Origin of the sequence: Paenibacillus humicola, assembly GCF_028826105.1 — a bacterium.
GTDB lineage: Bacteria > Bacillota > Bacilli > Paenibacillales > Paenibacillaceae > Paenibacillus_Z > Paenibacillus_Z humicola.
Genome location: NZ_JAQGPL010000001.1, coordinates 4,440,836 through 4,458,015, shown reverse-complemented (window position 1 = coordinate 4,458,015; position 17,180 = coordinate 4,440,836). Strand labels below are relative to the sequence as shown.

14 protein-coding genes are annotated in these 17,180 nt (G+C 54.1%); 9 read left to right on the top strand and 5 right to left on the bottom strand.

Features of this window, described 5'->3' with window-relative positions:
* Window positions 1-195: 195 nt before the first annotated feature.
* From PD282_RS20460 to PD282_RS20445, 4 genes are all read right to left on the bottom strand, one after another.
* Complete coding sequence (locus PD282_RS20460; RefSeq protein WP_274652693.1) at window positions 196-1,101, bottom strand: phosphotransferase; 906 nt, start codon at window positions 1,099-1,101, stop codon at window positions 196-198.
* 479 nt (window positions 1,102-1,580) lie between these two features.
* Complete coding sequence (locus PD282_RS20455; protein ID WP_274652691.1) at window positions 1,581-2,900, bottom strand: hypothetical protein; 1,320 nt, start codon at window positions 2,898-2,900, stop codon at window positions 1,581-1,583.
* A 447-nt stretch (window positions 2,901-3,347) separates the two neighbouring features.
* Window positions 3,348-4,619, bottom strand: coding sequence for a nickel pincer cofactor-dependent isomerase, group 22 (locus tag PD282_RS20450; protein ID WP_274652689.1), 1,272 nt, complete (start codon window positions 4,617-4,619; stop codon window positions 3,348-3,350).
* Between the two features lie 124 nt (window positions 4,620-4,743).
* Window positions 4,744-5,304 (bottom strand): cysteine hydrolase family protein, encoded by a 561-nt coding sequence (locus PD282_RS20445; protein WP_274655386.1) that lies wholly within the window; start codon window positions 5,302-5,304, stop codon window positions 4,744-4,746.
* Between the two features lie 178 nt (window positions 5,305-5,482).
* Between PD282_RS20445 and PD282_RS20440 the strand changes: the two genes are divergently transcribed.
* Complete coding sequence (locus PD282_RS20440) at window positions 5,483-5,911, top strand: DUF2243 domain-containing protein (protein WP_274652687.1); 429 nt, start codon at window positions 5,483-5,485, stop codon at window positions 5,909-5,911.
* 133 nt (window positions 5,912-6,044) lie between these two features.
* On the opposite strand, the gene PD282_RS20435 is transcribed toward PD282_RS20440, so the two are convergent.
* Window positions 6,045-7,211, bottom strand: coding sequence for a hypothetical protein (locus tag PD282_RS20435; protein WP_274652685.1), 1,167 nt, complete (start codon window positions 7,209-7,211; stop codon window positions 6,045-6,047).
* Between the two features lie 415 nt (window positions 7,212-7,626).
* Between PD282_RS20435 and PD282_RS20430 the strand changes: the two genes are divergently transcribed.
* From PD282_RS20430 to PD282_RS20395, 8 genes are all read left to right on the top strand, one after another.
* Window positions 7,627-9,936, top strand: a complete 2,310-nt coding sequence (locus PD282_RS20430) for a helix-turn-helix domain-containing protein (RefSeq protein WP_274652683.1) — start codon at window positions 7,627-7,629, stop codon at window positions 9,934-9,936.
* A 168-nt stretch (window positions 9,937-10,104) separates the two neighbouring features.
* A complete protein-coding gene (locus tag PD282_RS20425; protein WP_274652681.1) occupies window positions 10,105-11,061 on the top strand; it encodes an ABC transporter permease in 957 nt (318 codons plus the stop codon).
* A 55-nt stretch (window positions 11,062-11,116) separates the two neighbouring features.
* Window positions 11,117-12,001: a carbohydrate ABC transporter permease gene (locus tag PD282_RS20420; protein ID WP_274652679.1), complete on the top strand. Its 885-nt coding sequence runs from the start codon at window positions 11,117-11,119 to the stop codon at window positions 11,999-12,001.
* A gap of 34 nt (window positions 12,002-12,035) precedes the next feature.
* Entirely contained in the window at window positions 12,036-13,619 is a 1,584-nt protein-coding gene (locus PD282_RS20415) for an extracellular solute-binding protein (RefSeq protein WP_274652677.1), read from the top strand.
* Window positions 13,620-13,658: 39 nt separating this feature from the next.
* Window positions 13,659-14,744, top strand: a complete 1,086-nt coding sequence (locus PD282_RS20410; protein WP_274652675.1) for a mandelate racemase/muconate lactonizing enzyme family protein — start codon at window positions 13,659-13,661, stop codon at window positions 14,742-14,744.
* A 73-nt stretch (window positions 14,745-14,817) separates the two neighbouring features.
* Window positions 14,818-14,994 (top strand): hypothetical protein, encoded by a 177-nt coding sequence (locus PD282_RS20405; protein WP_274652674.1) that lies wholly within the window; start codon window positions 14,818-14,820, stop codon window positions 14,992-14,994.
* Window positions 14,995-15,254: 260 nt separating this feature from the next.
* The gene (locus PD282_RS20400; protein WP_274652672.1) at window positions 15,255-15,881 is read left to right on the top strand and encodes a fumarylacetoacetate hydrolase family protein; all 627 of its coding nucleotides are present in this window, start codon (window positions 15,255-15,257) and stop codon (window positions 15,879-15,881) included.
* 384 nt (window positions 15,882-16,265) lie between these two features.
* Window positions 16,266-17,144 (top strand): basic amino acid ABC transporter substrate-binding protein, encoded by an 879-nt coding sequence (locus PD282_RS20395; RefSeq protein WP_274655384.1) that lies wholly within the window; start codon window positions 16,266-16,268, stop codon window positions 17,142-17,144.
* The last annotated feature ends 36 nt before the right edge of the window (window positions 17,145-17,180 follow it).

The window sequence follows — 17,180 nt, the reverse complement described above, 5'->3', positions numbered from 1 at the left end:
AGCCGTCGAAGAGAACGCATGAACCACATGTTCTAGACTCCACTATACTGGTTTATGTAGCCGAGACCGTTTGGCCTATACTAGCATATGCATCAACCCTTTAGACTTTTGGGATATTCACGAAATTTACGTCAGTTATGATAAGGTTCTCCGCGCTGACTGTAACGGCAAGTTCCGAATCTCTGAATGACGCGCCTAACGGAATGGTTTTGCGTCTCTCCCCATCAACGGGGAGCGTTCCAACAGCTTTCTAATCGTCCAGCCATCGCCATCCGCTCGTTCCTTAATCCCTTCCGCTAATTGCTTACAGGCCAACTCAATGAGCCCCGCCCACCACAGTGGCGTGAGCAATTCCCATTCCTCCGGCTCAAGTGCCGACACTTCATGGTATCCGTAAACGACTTCATCGTACTTCCCACGCCATGAAAGTGCAAAATCACCAACCCGGTAATCCCAATGCGCAAGCTCGAAGTCAAGAATACCGGTGAGTCTCCCGTCTTGGAACCGTAAATTCCAAGGCGTGAAATCGCCATGGACAATCATACCTGGCCGATCCTGAAGCTTTAGTCCAGCCAACCGCTCGCGTGCTCGCTCTAGGTGCCATCGCAAGATTCGTACTTCCTCGGGTCTCCTTCTATCATGCTCATCCAGCAATCGGTCCAGTGCCGGGTCGCAAACAATATTCTCGCATCGCCGCCAACCACCACGCTGCCCAAACCCTCTCAGTTTGACAAGATCAGCATGGAACTGAGCCAAAAGCCTCCCACGAGCACGCTGTTCAGCAATCGGGTCATCCGTCGTAAGCAGATCACCGGGAAGATACGGGAATAGACACCACATATGCCCTCCCAACTCGATTGGCCCTTCGACAACTGGAGCAACCGGCCACCCCAGTGCAGCGACGTTTCTGAGCAGACGCACTTCATAATCGATATCATCCTTTTTGTGTAATGGTGACCACTGCCGTAAAACAAACCGTTCATTCTTTACGTTTACATGCCAGTGTTTATTAAATCTACCTCCAAGAGAAGTGAGTACTTGGGCACCGAAATGTTCCAATACCTCGTTACTAGGAGAGTTAATTCCAATACTCTCAGGCAAAATTCTTCCTCCTTCGTTTTGCAGCCCTAATCGAGGCTTTATATTTTATCATTATTTTTGGAATTGTTGTTCAACTTTCCACTTTCACAGATGAAAAGTTGCAATTTTTCCGTTAGTTCAATATCGCTTCAAGTATCCTTTCAGACATCTATCCTATTCGTGACCTAGAGCCAAGACCCCTTTCGTGCCTTGAAGGACAATGATATGTTTATTACAACTGTCCTCCACGCTTCTTCATGATCTCATCAAAGAGCAGGCTAAAGTCAAGAACACTGTAAAATAGGTGCGCTTGTTGAAGTCCAACATTCAGGAGAGAGAGCCATGACTGTTTTAAAACGAGCGACCTTTGGGTTGTCGATAAAGGGCCGGACGCGCGAGGGTATCCGTACGTGGACGGAGATTGGCGGTCAGACGTCTCGGCAAACAAAAAAATAGGCAGCCCCTGCAGGATATTCGCGGGGACTGCCTATTTTGATGGGTTACGGGTTATAGGCGATGCTTTCGGTGCTGCCCGAAAGTGCGTTGACGTACGCGAGCGTAACGCCTTCTACGCCAGTCACGGGAATTTCGTACACGAGTTTGCCCTCGTGAATCTCGAGCTTGGGAGAGCCGGCGGCTCGCAAGTTCGGACTAAGCGCTACGGTTGCTTGCTCCGCGGTCAGCTTCGGATGAAGCGGGAAGCTTTTATTGTAATCGTTAAAATAGTCGGATGCATCGAAACTGCTCAGCTCGCCCGTGCGCGGGTCGAATCGCCATACGACCTTCATCTGCGAAATAGGTATTTGCTCACGGACCGGGATATAAACGAGTTGGATCGAGGCATCCGATTGCTCTTTCGTCACGAGCGTGAGGCGGTCATCGGACCAACGCTTCATCCATTCGTCCGCGAGCGCGACGGCTTGTTGCTCGTTCATCGTTTGATGGGAGGTTTCGCTTTGCGTGCCGCTGCGCGTCACCCGAATGATATGTCCGCTTTTGCTTAGCGTTACGACGTACGGACTGGTTTTTCTCCCATTGGCGTCCGATAACGTGAAATCCATGACCTCGCCAAATTCGGGGCTGACTCCGCCAGAGACCATGCGGACGATTTGTTTGCCCCGTCCTTTGTTCCAAGCGTTGCCCATGAAGGTTTTGGCTTTGGCTGCCAGTTTCGTCGCCTCATAGGTCGGCTCACCGGCAAACACGGAACCCGGCTTCGTCGGATTGTAAGGATGCAGGTTGTACTGGAACTCGTTGAAAGCTTTATTGCCGTAAATTGAAATTTCATCGAGCTTGGCGAGCGCCACCTCCATTTCTGCTGATATCTGCTGAATATCCGTGAGGGAGACGCCGTTCACTTTCATACGGTCGACGTAAGGCATGGCCGTGCGTGCGAATTTCCGCATCCGCCGAATTTGCTCCAATTGATCAAAAAGGAGCGACGGCCCTTTCTCGCTGGCGGGATAGGCCAAGTATCGACTGCTGTCGATTGTAAATGATTCGTACGAGGGCCAGTAAAACCCGTGAAAGTTCATCGTAGCCGATGCGTTTGCAAGTTCGTGCATGATGAGGCTTGCGTCCTCGATCGCATTCTCGATGGCCTCTTGTCGCTTTACAGGAGAGTTGGCCGCAAGCGCCTCCGCGAGGGAGAAGTCGAAGCTTCTCAAGTACATCGATTGCATTTGAACCCAATATATGGCGTTTTGATACTGCTGCTGCTCCCATTTCCGATTGTGCTGATGTTCCTTATATCCGTAAATCATGCCTGCGATCGTCGTTGCACCGAGCAGGCCGATGATGGATTTGGAGAGAACGTTCATGTCTTTTAAAGCTCCCATCTTCGTCTTCGCGAGTCTTATCCACTTTAACAAAGACGGGAACGCAGTTAAAGCGTAATTTTTTCCGATGCCCAGCGCCGGCCCAATTGGCAGAGAAGTGAAAAGGTGAAGGATGGTCGGATTCAGAGCAATGGCGACTTTATGCACAAACCTTATTAGACACAATATGTATTATGTCTAATAGGGCGAAAACCCGCAATCCCTTGTGCAGCAAGGCTTTGCGGTTTTTTTGTTTCAATACTTTTTTTTGTTTTGTATTTTAATTAAACATAATATAGTCTTCAATAGAGATATGTTCAATAGGTTGGTGATTGTGCAGTTCTAGATATGGGCTGCCGCTTCCGAGGGGGAGAGGAGCAACGGAACAAAATTAATAAAGGCGAGCGTCAGGGACAATATCCCGGCCGCTCGCCTTCCGATTATACTTGATTAATGAATCAAATCTCCGTTCCCGTCGAATTTCAGCTCGTACGGCTCTGTCAATATCTCAATGTCCGGATGCTTGCGCGCTTCTTCCAGCAGCGGCTCGGAGATTTCGATTTCTCCCAGATGCAGCGTATCCCGAATGCGCACCATTCGGCAATCGGCATAATTCAAAATATTGCACGTCTTGACCGCCGCCTTGATCGCATCCCGGTCGCTCGGAAGAGTGGTCGCAATTTTGGTCGGCGCAACGACGGTTGAAGTGAGACCGTTCGCATAGGTCGCCGGCCAGTCGGCTTTTGCGACGAGTCGTGAGGTCGTGAAGTCCGCGGCTCCGACGCCATTTGCATTCCCTTCGGTTTCGGGGGTCAAATCAAGCACGACAATTTTGCTTACCTCGGGTCCGCCGTGCGCGAAAGGCGTCGGGTAGCGGCCGGTAATGTTCGGATCCGCCCCGTCGCCGCTGATGTTTTTGCCGATGTTGTCGATAACGAGCACATCCAGCTGCGGGAACAAAATTTGCGGAAGCCGACGCTTCGCTTCGATCAGCAGAGAAGGCTCCTGCGATTCGATCTCGTCAGCCGCAAGCACTTCAATGCGGCACGTCTCGTCATAGGCGTTCTCGACGAGCGCGACGCCGAGCAGGATCGGCAATTTTGCGAGCATGATTTTCGCCATCTTCGGCACATTTTCCGCCATGTGGCCGAAGCCCAGCTGATGACAGGCCTCCGCTCCTTTTTGTTTGCCCAGCCCGATAGCAATCATTTTCATGACGCCGCTTTCAAAAGTTCCGCGAAACGCCGTGTGCGGTTTAACCCGGTTCAGAACGACGATGGCATCCGCCTCGGAGGCAAATTTGTCCGCATACACGGGCAGGCCGTTCTCCAACACGTCCAGCTGGACAACCTCCATGGAGGAACGAATCGGCGCCCCGACGGACGCTTCCGTAACGCCAAGATGCCGGAGCACGTCCTGCTGTCCTTCGGCGGTCGCTCCGCCGTGACTGCCCATGCAGGGTACGATAAACGGATGGGCCTGACGCGCTTTAATGGCGTCGACCATCGTTTTCGTAAACAGTGCGATGTTGGCGACGCCCCGGCTGCCTACCGCGATCGCGACCTGTTGTCCGGGCTGGATCCGGTTCATGACGGGAGCCTCTTCAAGCTTCCGGGCCAGCTCGCCGGCGGGGTCGTCCAGCTTCGTGCCGTCGAATTTCTGCCTGATCCGTACCATTCTCGGAATGGGGATCGGCTCAAGCAGCTGACTAAGTATATTCATCGATTAAGTCCTCCCAAATTTTGATTTCGGCTATACCTCCAGTTTATCCGCAATATCTCCTCGGGGCAATTGAAAATCCGCGATCCTTTGCGGTTGTTAAAATGGATGATTGTGAGGACGTTCATTATGTATTGAACGGGGAGCATGGGCGAGACTCGCCGAATTCGATATCCGACGCTTTGCAAGTTGTCGTCATGGAGCGGAACGACTCATTATAACGGGAGACGGTTTCGGCCGCTGTGCTGTTATTGGTGCTGTGCGCATCTTCGACGACGATGGTTTGGTAGCCCAGACGGATAGCCCCTCGGCATGTCGCATCGATGCAGTAATCGGTGGCCATGCCCGTCAACACAAGCCGCTCAATGCCGCGGGCGGCAAGCTCTTCCTGCAGGTTCGTATCGTGAAACGCGTCGGGCGAACGCTTCTGAATGATGGTTTCACCGGGGGCAGGCGCGATCGAGGAATGGATTTCCCAGCCTGAAGTATTCGTTTCAAGCGGTTCGCCTTCGCCTTCGTTGTGCTGGACATAAATAACGGGAACATGGCTCGCTCTGGCTTTCGCGATCAATCCTCTGATGCGTTCCAGCAAGCCGTCGCCGTCGTAGACGGGGTACGCTTCCATAAACATGCCCTGCTGCACGTCGACGACGAGAAGGGCGGTTTGGCCATTCGTCAGCTTTTCCATCACATTTACTCACTCTCCCGACAAATTGAGGTATTTCAAATATATACGAACGAATGTTCCGGTACAAGCGTAATTTGCAGGTTTGTGCCAGGTCGTTTCGGATGTTCGAATGCTTGAATACCGATGCGAAAGAGGGGGATGCTTAATATTGGAAGCAAAAAAACGAAGGGGCAGATCGATGAGAACGTTTTGGGGAGCATTTTGGCTCGGCGTAGGCATCGTCGGCATGCTGGACGGCATCATTTTCCACCAGATTTTGCAGTGGCACAGCGTCTACATGCATACGGACCGTTTCCACCAGATTGTGAGCGACGGCTTTTTTCATCTTGGCGTGACCGTCGTCGTCGCCATCGGAGCCTGGCTGTTGTGGCAGAGCAGCCCGGACGATTTCCGCCATCGTGCCGGAACCTTAGGGAGCGGGCTGTTCGTCGGAGCCGGATGCTTCAATTTGGTCGAAGGCGTTATCGACCATCATTTTCTGCGCATTCATCACGTAAGGCCCGGCGCCTACCAAATGCTGTACGACCTCGCATACGATGCGATGGCCATCATCATGATCGGAATCGGGCTGCTGCTGTACAATTCGGGCAAGGTGCGAGCGCGATAAAATGCAGTTGCTCGTGAATCGCGGGCAGCATGAGATTTCATCAAATATAGCTCGCGGTTCAACCGCTAATACAGCAGCAACCCGGCATCAAAATCCGGGTTGCTTTTCCATATTTCTGGCGCCGTCCCGCCGGTTAGAATCGAACGGCATATAGCGAATCTTTGGCTTGCAAGTACCATGCGCCGACCCGGTACTCGGAATCTCCTGGCCCGCCCAATACTTGCTCCCGGTATTGGAACATCGCCGGGCTTCTTTGGATGCTTACCGTTTTGTTCGCTTTCGTATAATAAAGGTATGTTTTGTCGTTAAACGTGAACGCCACCGTGCCATCCGGTCCCAGCTCGTCGATGGATAGGGGGGCATATCTCCACGACCACCAAAACGGAGATTCAAAAACCCGCTTTACCGTGCCTTCCGGTGACCGGACGTTTACGACCTTACGTTTGATTTCTTTATCGTATTCGATATAAGCAACCCATCCATTGTTGATCCGATAGGATTCGTTTGGATAATAACGTCCGATTATGTTAGGGTTCACCGACAAAGTGGTGACCGTTTGGTCCGCATTGCGTAATCGGAGCGCCCAGACCATCTCGGAATAATTATTTTTTACCATGAGCTCTCGGTAGACGATGTTTTTCCCGTCCGATAAGGGTCCGTAATACCCTAAAGTCGAGCCGTACCACTTCGATGCCAGCTTATTGGAAGGCGATGCGAGCATGTCCACAGTGCCGTCCGGAAACGACTGATAGAGAGAGAATGCGCTGCCGGGCGCACTAGGAGCCGTGTAAATCATGGATCCGTCGGCCAAAAAATCGGCACGGTCAAAGCCGGGCACACGGGTTTGTCCCGTCGTAAGATCCACGGTATGCAGACCGAGCCTCACAATATTTCCGTTTCTTCTAATGTCGTAAAGACTATCGTCGTTTGCAATTTTTACGGTCTGGCCGTTCTTCCAACTGTATACCAAAGAAACGTAAGGTATATCCATCCAGGGTTCGTTGTTCAGGTCGTACACAATGCCCTGCGCAGACAGCTTCGCTGCACTAATGATAAAGGTTGAACCGGTACCATCGTAAACCTTTATTTGACTGCCGTCCGTGCGGTTATATAACCACAGCACTTTGTCGTTCGCTTTCCAAATGATGCGGCTCGCGTCAAAATCGAGGATGGTTCCGTTAAACTTGTGAAGGAGCAATTTCGTTGCTTGGTCATTTACATCGGCAGCCGCTTTATAAGGAAGCAGAACCATCAATGGCAATAGGAATGCAAAAACAAAAGGAATCCATCGTCGCTTCATCGGAAAACCCCTCACTTTTATTTTTTGTCTTGCTTCTAGCGCATTCGGTTCGAAATAAATGGCATGTCCTTTATTTCACCCCCTCGTATCCGGTGTGGATGATGTCGACAAAAAACGGTATATACCACCGAAAGCCTCGATATCGATGATGTTCTTTCGGTAAGAAATAACGTTTGACGATGATATGATTCGAATTAAATATCCTATTTATGGCGGTGACCCAAAAAAATATAAGTTGAGGGATTTCATAGGAGGTTCTTGCGAGGAAGATTACTCGCTATTTTAATCTCGCATCGTTTCTTCCTTAGAAGAAACTTGCTCGTCATCACCCTCGCATCGTTTCTTCTTTAATGACGTTCCATTTAAAATAAGTTAAAATGAACTCACAATCCCGATGCGAAGCAGGTGGTATGGAATGTTCCGGCTGAACAGGTATCAAACCAAACTGCTCCTCTTCAGCACATGCGTGAGCACGCTGCCGATATTGGTGCTCGGCATATTGTTTTACCTGAAATTCTCGGAATCCATTCAGGACAAGGTGAACGAAGGCAACCGGCACATCCTGGAGCAAACCCGCCTCCGGGTCGAGCAGGTGCTGCAGGGCGTCGACCTGTCGCTGCAGCGGCTGGTCGATAACGACGATGTCCTGAAGGCGATGAACCGCGATCTGTCGCCGGCGGAATTCCAGCTGACGATGGGGCTGGCGTCGGACCTCAATCAAGTGCAGCGCTTCGATTTCGGCCTGCAGGACGTCGATTTGATCGGACTTCGCAAAGGCTGGATTTTAAGCAATTACGGACTGCAGCGTGTAAGCGCTATCACGAATAAAACCCGGATTTCGCAGTATGTTAATATTTCAGCCAACTCTTACTGGTCGACGGATCCGAGCAGCCTGGCCCGGAACATCTCAAGCCCCGGCGAACGCACGGTCAGCCTCGTCAAGAAAATTCCGGCGATCTCGGACGATCCGGACGGCCTGCTCGTTGCGGAATTTTCGACGCGGGAGCTGTACCGGCTCATTTCGCAAAACAACTCGCTCGGCGAAATTTTTATTTTCGACGGCGAGCACCGCTTATTGACCAAGCAAAACCAGCAATCCGAGTATCCGGCGGCCGCGGTCGTATCGGCGATCAGCCGGCTGAATCCCGCGGACGGGGCGTCGGGCAGCGTGCCGGCCGTGCTGGGCAAGCTCAAGGTCGGCATTGAATATCAAAAATCAGCCTACAACCAGTGGCTGTACGTTTCGGTCGTGCCGGTCGAGGAAATCCGGAAGGAAGCGTGGCGCACGAGCTGGATCATATTGGCGCTCTGCCTCGGCTTCCTGTTTCTGGCCAATTTGTTCGCCATTCAATTCACGCGGCGGCTCTATTCGCCGGTCCGGCGGCTGTATGAGCTGTGCTTCAGCAGTGCCGGCCGGTCGCACGACGGCAGGATGAACGAGTTCGACGCCATCAGCGAAAACATCACGCACATGCGCGATTTGCAGATCCAGATGACGCAGCAAATCCACGGACAGGTCCGGCAGCTCGAGGAGCTGTTCGTCTTGAAGCTCGTTCAAGGCGAATTCCCGCCGCCCGACATCGACGGCAAGCTGGCGATGATGGTGTATCGTCCGCCGGCCGGCATCAAGTGGATGAGCGTGCTCGTCCTGCAGATCGACACCGTAGAGGGCACCCGGTTCGCGGAAAAGGACCGTGAGCTGCTGCTGTTTGCGATCAATAACATCGTCGGCGACATTATTCCGGCGAAAATGAGCCTGCTGCCGATCATCGCCCGGGACGATCAGGTCACGGTCGTGCATACCGACGACGAATCGGCGGAGCGTTTTCAAGCGTTCCTCGACGCCATGACGGACAAAATCGCGAAGGAAGTCCGCCGGTATCTCGAGCTTTCCGTCAGCATCGGCGTCAGCCGGGCCTATCCGCAGCTGAAGGATGCGGTACAGGCTTACGGCGAAGCCAAGGAAGCGCTGAAGCACCGGCTGCTGTCCGCCGAGAAAGCGGTGATCCGCTATGGCGATATCCGGCATGAGGACACGAGCCGCACAACCGAGTTTCCCGAAGAGACGGAGAAGCGGCTCATTCAGGCGATCCGTTATGCCGAGACGGAGGAGATCGATCCGCTGATCGACCGGCTCTTTCAGGAGATGGCAAGCCAAAGCGCGAGTTATATCGACTACCAGGCGAGCTTCGTTCGGCTCATTGCCGATCTCGTCAAGCTGCTGCAGGATGCCGGCCTTTCGTTCCATGCGGTTTACGGCGAAAGCAGCCCTCCGCTGCAGCAGCTGTTCGAGCTTCATACGGTCGACGAAATCCGTCACTGGTTCAAATGCAAACTGATTCAGCCGCTTGTCCCCCTGTTCGAGCAGCGCAGACAAACGAAATTCGAACGCCTTTCCCAGGAAATCGTGCGCATGATTCAGACCGAATACGACACGGACATCACGCTGGAAACGTGCGCTTCCCGTCTCCATTATCATCCTGCTTACATCAGCCGGGTGCTGAAAAACGAAATCGGCATGACCTTCAGCGAATATTTGGCCCACTACCGGCTGAACGTCGCGAAAAGCATGCTGGAGCAGTCCGATGCCAAAATCGCCGAAATCGCGGAGAAGCTGCGCTATAACAACTCGCAGAACTTCATCCGTTACTTCCGGAAAATGGTCGGCATGACGCCCGGCGCCTACCGCGAGCTGTGCATGAAGCAGCCAGCGCGATTGGAATAAGGTTCGCTGCGGATTATTTGCCGATCGCCAAATGATTATCCTTTTGCCCGGTATGCGGTGCTGCCGGGCTTTCGAGTTCGTTGCCGGCGGATTCTGGCCCGTTATCCCGAAGCGGTGTTACTCTTGAAGGGCGGAAGCAGCCGTTCCGACAAGATGAAGAAAAGGGGGATGGGTTTGATCGCAGAAGCCGCCAGTGAATTGAACAGCCGGCAGCGCTTGCGTTCCGCCGCCGTCAAAAGACTCCTGAAAAACCGCTGGCTTTACCTTATGCTGCTGCCAGGCGTGCTTTATTTTATTTTGTTCAAATATTTACCGATGTGGGGCGTACTGATCGCGTTTCAGGATTACTCGCCGTTCTCGGGCTTTTTGGGCAGCGCATGGGTCGGGTTCGACAACTTTTTGCAGTTTTTCCGGGACGATTCGTTCGGCATCGTCTTTCGCAATACGATCATTTTGGCCGTGTATAATCTGGTCTTCTTCTTTCCGCTGCCGATCGTCATCGCGCTGATGCTGAACGAGCTGCGGATCGAAATGTACAAACGGTTCATTCAGACGCTCATTTATATCCCGCACTTCATTTCATGGGTCGTCGTCGTCGGGATCGCTTACATTTTCTTCACGCCGGAAGGCGGGCTCGTCAACAACCTGCTTGTTCAGCTGGGCGGCCAGAAAATCAACTTCCTGCTCAGCAACGAATGGATCCGGCCGCTGATCATCGGGGAAGTGCTGTGGAAGGAAACGGGCTGGGGCACGATTTTATTTTTGGCAGCGCTTTCAGGTGTCGATCCGCAGCAGTACGAAGCCGCGCGCATCGACGGCGCGAGCCGCTGGCAGCAGCTGTGGCACGTGACGCTGCCCGCAATTAAGAGCACGGTTATCATCCTGCTCATCCTGCGGCTCGGCAATTTCCTCGATTCCGGCTTCGAGCAAATTTTCTTGATGCTGAACGCAATGAACCGCGATGCGGGCGAGGTGTTCGACACGTTCGTGTATACGAGCGGCGTGCAGCAGGGGCATTTCAGCTATGCGACGGCGGCGAATCTGTTCAAATCGGCCGTCGGCATCGTGCTCGTCGTCGGAGCCAATTATTTGGCCAAAAAAGCGGGCGAAGAGGGCATCTACTGATGCGGCGGCGGGTCATTCATTCGAAGCCGGGGGTCCGTTCTACGGAAGAGAGGGGATGCGCATGAAAGACCGGACGTTCGGAAGCCGGGTATTCGATTCCGTTAATATCGCGTTATTGTTTTTGTTTGGCATGATCACGCTGGTGCCGTTCATTTACATCGTCGCCGGGTCGTTCACGTCGCCGGAGGAGTTTATTTCAAAGCCGTTCCTCCTCTTTCCGACGCATTTTTCACTGGACGGATACCGGTACGTTTTTTCCTCCAACATCATGTTCCGAAGCCTCGGCGTAACGGTGTTCATTACAGTGGCGGGAACGCTGATCAATCTGATCTTTACGTCGCTGATGGCTTATCCGCTGGCCAAAAAGGATTTGGACGGGCGCCGGACGATCATGCTGATGGTCACGTTCTCGATGCTCTTCAGCGGGGGCATGATTCCGACCTTCCTCGTCGTCAAAGAGCTGGGACTGTTGAACAGCTACTGGTCTCTGCTGCTGCCGAACGCAATCAGCGCCTTCAATCTGATCGTGCTGAAAAATTTTTTCCAGCAGCTGCCGGAGGGGCTCGAGGAAGCGGCGAAAATCGACGGATGCAACGATATGCGCATCCTGTGGCAGATCGTCATTCCGCTGTCGCTGCCCGCGATGGCGACATTTACGCTCTTTTACGCGGTGGGGCATTGGAACGCATTTTTTCACGCGGTGCTGTACATCAACGACAACACCAAATGGCCCGTGCAGGTTTGGCTCCGGCAAATCGTCATTTTGTCGCAGGGAGGCGTCGGCGATTCCGATGCTTTCGACAGTTCCTATGTGACGCCGCCGGCACAGATTGTGAAAATGGCCGTTATCGTCGTATCCACCATACCGATCCTGTGCGTCTATCCGTTCCTGCAGAAGCATTTCGCCAAGGGCGCGATGCTTGGCTCCGTCAAAGGGTGAGCACTCCAACATACACGAAACAGGGGGTATTTCCATGGAAGGTTTGGTCAAACGTTTGAGAATGCCGGTCGTCTCGCTGACCGTCGCCGGCCTGCTGGCCGTCTCGGCCGGCTGCAGCGGCGGCGGGTCGAAGAGCCCGGACGCCGCAAGCGGCACGGGCGATGGAGCGGGAACCGCGGGCAGCGGGCAAAGCACGGATTCCTCCGCGTCCTCGGCGCCGTTCCAGATCACGATGATGAACCAAAGCATCCTCGCGGAGCCGCCGCGGGCGGATGATCCGATCGTCCAGGCGATCGAGAAATATACGAATACGAAGCTCGATATTCAATGGGTGCCCGGAACGACCTACACCGACAAGCTGAACGCCACGATCGCCTCCGGTTCACTGCCGATGGTCGTGCTGCTGCAGGACCGGCCGGCAACGGTCGTCAACGCGATCCGTTCGGGCTATTTCTGGGAGATCGGCCCATACCTGAAAGATTATCCGAATCTCGAGCGCGCACAGAACAAGCAGGTGCAGAAAAACCTGTCGCTCGACGGCAAAGTGTACTCGATCTTCCGCAGCCGCTCGCTCGTCGGCGACGGGATGATTTACCGCAAGGACTGGCTCGATAACCTGGGCATGAAGGCACCGACTACGATCGACGAGCTGTACAATACGCTCAAAGCCTTTACGCAGAACGACCCGGATAAAGACGGGAAAAACGATACGGTCGGCGTTGCCGAGGAATCGTCGCTGCGCGGCTTTAACTTTATCCTGGCGGCGTTCGGCGGCGGTAATCAGTGGGACGTCAAGGACGGCAAGCTGGTATCGACCATTTTCAGCCAGGAATACTTGGATGCGCTGAACTTTGACAAGAAGCTGTATCAGGAGAAGCTGATCAACCAGGATTTCGCCATTGCGACCAGGCCGCAGAACATCGACAACATGAATAAGGGAACGTACGGCATGCGGCTCGGCGATCCGGACCAGATCACGCGGCATTCGCAGCTGTTCAAGATCGAGCCGAAGGCGCAGCTGGACGTGTCCGCGTCGATCAACGGCAAAAAAGGCGTCCGGGTGCTGATGGACAAAGGCTATACCGGCGAGTTCGTCTTCCCCAAATCGAGCGTGAAAACGGAAGCCGACCTGCGGAAAATTCTCGGGTTTTTCGATAAAATTTCCGACGACAACGCGCAGAACATTTTCGAATGGGGCCTTGAGAACGTCCATTATACGCTCAAGGACGGCAAGCCGACGCGCACCCAGGAGCAGATGGACAAATACAATTCGGAGGTCGTGCAGATCGAGCAGACGCTCGAGGTGGCCGACGGTTCAAGAGCGATGCCGGGCCAAATCGATCCCTACGTGCAGAAATACAAGGATGCGAAAAACGCGGTCATGAACAACCTGGTCGTCAATCCGGCGGCGGCTTACATCAGCCCGACGTTCAACCAGAAGAGCGCCGATTTGAACAAAATTATCAACGACGCGCGGATTCAGTACATTATGGGCCAAATCGACGAAGCGGGCTGGAAAAACGCCCTGGACAACTGGCGGAAATCCGGCGGCGACCAGGTAACCGAGGAACTGAACGAACAATACGCGAAGGATCCGAACAAGGTTCAGGTTAAATAGAGGGCTTGCACGGCAGTCTTGCCCCCGGGAGGATAAGAAATGAAAGTAACCGATATCACCTGTTACATTGCAAGCGGACTGCTGTACGTGAAGGTCGACACGGACGAAGGCGTGTCCGGCTTCGGGGAAAGCAGCCCGATGCGCTCGGAAATTTTGGCGGACATCATCCTGCAGGTCGTGAAGCCGCAGGTGATCGGCCGCGACCCGTTCGACATCGAGCGGATCGAGGAAGACGTCATGCGCCGGCATTACAAAATCTCCGGTCAAATGCTGGCGGCCGCCTACAGCGGCGTGGAAATCGCGCTCTGGGACGCCAAGGCGAAGTACCTCAAGCAGCCGCTGTACAATTTGCTCGGCGGGAAGTACCGGGAGACGATCCCGCTTTACGGCTCCAGCATGAGCCGCGATCTTACGCACGAGCAGGAAGTCGAGAAATTGAAGGAAGGGATCGAGCGGTTTCAATTCGGCGCGGTGAAAATCAAGGTCGGCCCGCGCTACGGCACCGGGCTGCCGGTAGATCTTCACGACGACGCGGAGAAGGTGCGGCGCGTCCGGGAGGCGATCGGTCCGGGCATTCGCCTCATGATCGACGGCAACAGCTCCTATTCTTACATCCAGGCGGTGCAGCTCTATGAGAAGGTGAAGGACTGCGATATTCATCATTTCGAGGAGCCGTGCCCGTATTTTGATATCGAGGCGTACGTGAAGCTCGCGAACACGCTGCCGGTGCCGATCCACGTCGGCGAGCAGGACTGGAACCTGTTCACGTTCCGCGATTTTATCGCTCGCGGGGCGTGTCACCTGTATGCGGCCGACCCGATCAAGTGCGGCGGGCTGCTGAGCGCCAAGCGCGCCGCTACGCTGTGCCGGGCGTTCGGCATCCATTACGTGCCGCACAACACGACGCGCGGGGTCGGCTTCGCCGCCGCCCTGCATCTCGCCGCCAGCACGCCGGAATGCAACAGCTATTACGAGTACTCGATCGAAAAAAATAATTTACGCGGCCAAATGCTGACCTCGTCGTTCGACGTCGGCGAGGGCCGGATTCGGGTGCCGGACGGCCCCGGCCTCGGCATCGAACTCGACGAGGAGAAAATGAACGCCGTGCTGACCGTTTTGAAATAACCGGCTTGAGCGAATGCGAGGTAATGTGCCGCTCCCTGGACCGCAGGCTCCCTGTGGATCAGGGAGCGGCTTTTTGCCGACTACGCAGGAGGAAAACGGCGCTTCGGGGGCGCTGGCTGCGCATCTGAATGCCAGGCTCGGGCGGAACGCGGAGGCGCAGGAGGCGTACGACCGCGCTATCGGCCTGTGCGGAGACGCCGCCATGCGCGATTTTTTGGCCGGGCGGGCGCGGCAAATACGGCAGCTCTAATTGATCGGTGCCCATTGTGCTGTGCCGTCAAATCCTCGCGGCTTCTTTATAGGCTCGGCGGGACTTTTTGTCGGGGATATCGCCGAGGGGATCACCCAATTGCTCCTTGTCCCGTATCTGGAGTATGATGGATACAACATTGCTGGAGCCGCTCGTACACTGCAATTTTGCCGCTTCCGATGAAGCCTCGTTTATTACAGGGGCGGCTTTAGCGGCGGACGGCGGCTATACGGCATGGTAAAAAGAGCGAGGTGTACGGGATGAACTTTATTCGTAACATTTATTGTGTCGGCCGAAACTATGCGCTGCATGCCAAGGAATTGAATAATGAAGTGCCGGCGTCGCCCTTCCTGTTCTCCAAGCCGACGCACGCGCTTGCGGAAGCGAACGGCTCCCGAATCGCGCTTCCCGGGGACCGGGGCGCCGTTCATTTTGAAACCGAGCTTATTGTGCGCATCGGCAAGCCTTATGAACAAGGAATGACGGTCGACGAGCTGGCGGACGCGATGGCCATCGGCATCGATTTTACGCTGCGCGACGTGCAGGACGAATTAAAGAAAAAGGGATATCCCTGGCTGCTGGCCAAAGGGTTCCCGAATTCCGCCGTCGTGAGCCCGTTTTTTGCGTTCCCCGGTGTGGAACGATGCAAGTCGATTAATTTCGCGCTCATCAAGAACGGCGAGGAAGCGCAGCAGGGCAATATCACGCAAATGATATTCGATTTGCAGACGATCGTCGATTTCTCCGCGCGTCATTTCGGCCTGGGCGAAGGAGACATTATTTTTACCGGAACGCCGGCAGGCGTAGGACCGGTTGCCGACGGAGACCATCTGGCCTTGCTTTGGGATGGGAACCAAGTGGGCGAATGCACGGTTAGCCTGAATTAACTCGGCGGCATCAGATTCAGATATATCGAAAATCAAGGATCGCGAAATCCGGTCAGTCCAACCGGATCGTTCGCGGTCCTTTTTCCGATTGTTCGGAAAGGTGAACCCTTCGCCTTGCTTTCGCTAACAGTAGAAGGGAAGAACTTGCATCGCCGTGACGGCGCCAACCGGTTCTTTTCCTTCCGGTCTGGACACCTCTGCAGCTTGCGAAAAGAGACTTCAAAAAAATTTTAGAAAAATTGGATAAAACATGTTTCAATGCAGGCGAAAAAGGGTAATATTGGATCGCCGCCGCCGCTTGGCGGTCCGGAATGAAGCCGGACCGCTTATCGTATGAATGATTTTATAGTCAAAAAGTGAGGAGGAATAATGAAAGTGGCAAAAATGAAATGGACAGCGGTCGGTATAATCCTGGCGCTTGCACTTACGGTATTGGCGGGATGCGGGAAGAACGCGTCAACAGGGAACGGTTCTTCCGCGGGGAATGGCACTCCCGCAGCAGGCGATTCGACGGCCTCGGGGAACGGCCAATCGACAGGAGACAGCAAGGTCACCGTTAAAATCGGAGCGGATACGACCTTTCCGCCTTTCGAGTCGCAGGTGAACGGCAAGCTGGTCGGGTTCGATATCGATTTGATCACAGCCATTGCCGAGAAGGAAAATTTGACGCCGAAATTTTCCACGATGAATTTTACGGGTCTGATCCCGGCCATTCAAACCGGCCAGATCGACGTGGCGGTAGCGGGCATTACGATCAAGAAATCCCGGATGGCGGCGGTCAATTTCTCCAACGCGTATTACAAATCGGGCCTGAGCATTCTCGTCAAGAAGGAGCTGGCCGGTTCCGTCAAGTCGTTGGCCGACCTGAAAGGGAAAACGGTCGCCACCAAGAAAGGGACATCTTCGGTCGATCTGGTGCAGTCGGCGGGCGGCATCAAACTTCGCCAGTTCGATAATATCGACGATGCCTACAACGAGCTGCTGAATGGCGGTGCCGCCGCGGTCGTTTTCGACAATCCGGTCAACACCAACTTTATGAAATCGCACGATCAGGTGCAGACCGTCGGCGACTTGCTGACCGGCGAATATTACGGCTTTGCGGTCAATAAGGACAATGCTGATCTGCTGAAAAAAATTAACGACGGACTTGATCAGGTCCGCAAGGACGGCACCTACGACAAGCTGTTCCAGCAGTACTTCGGCGACACGCCGGGGAAAGTGACCGACGTCGTCGCTCCTTCGGACGCGGCTTTGGACGATTAAACCGCTTGGTCCGGCAAGCGATGGACTGATCTTCGG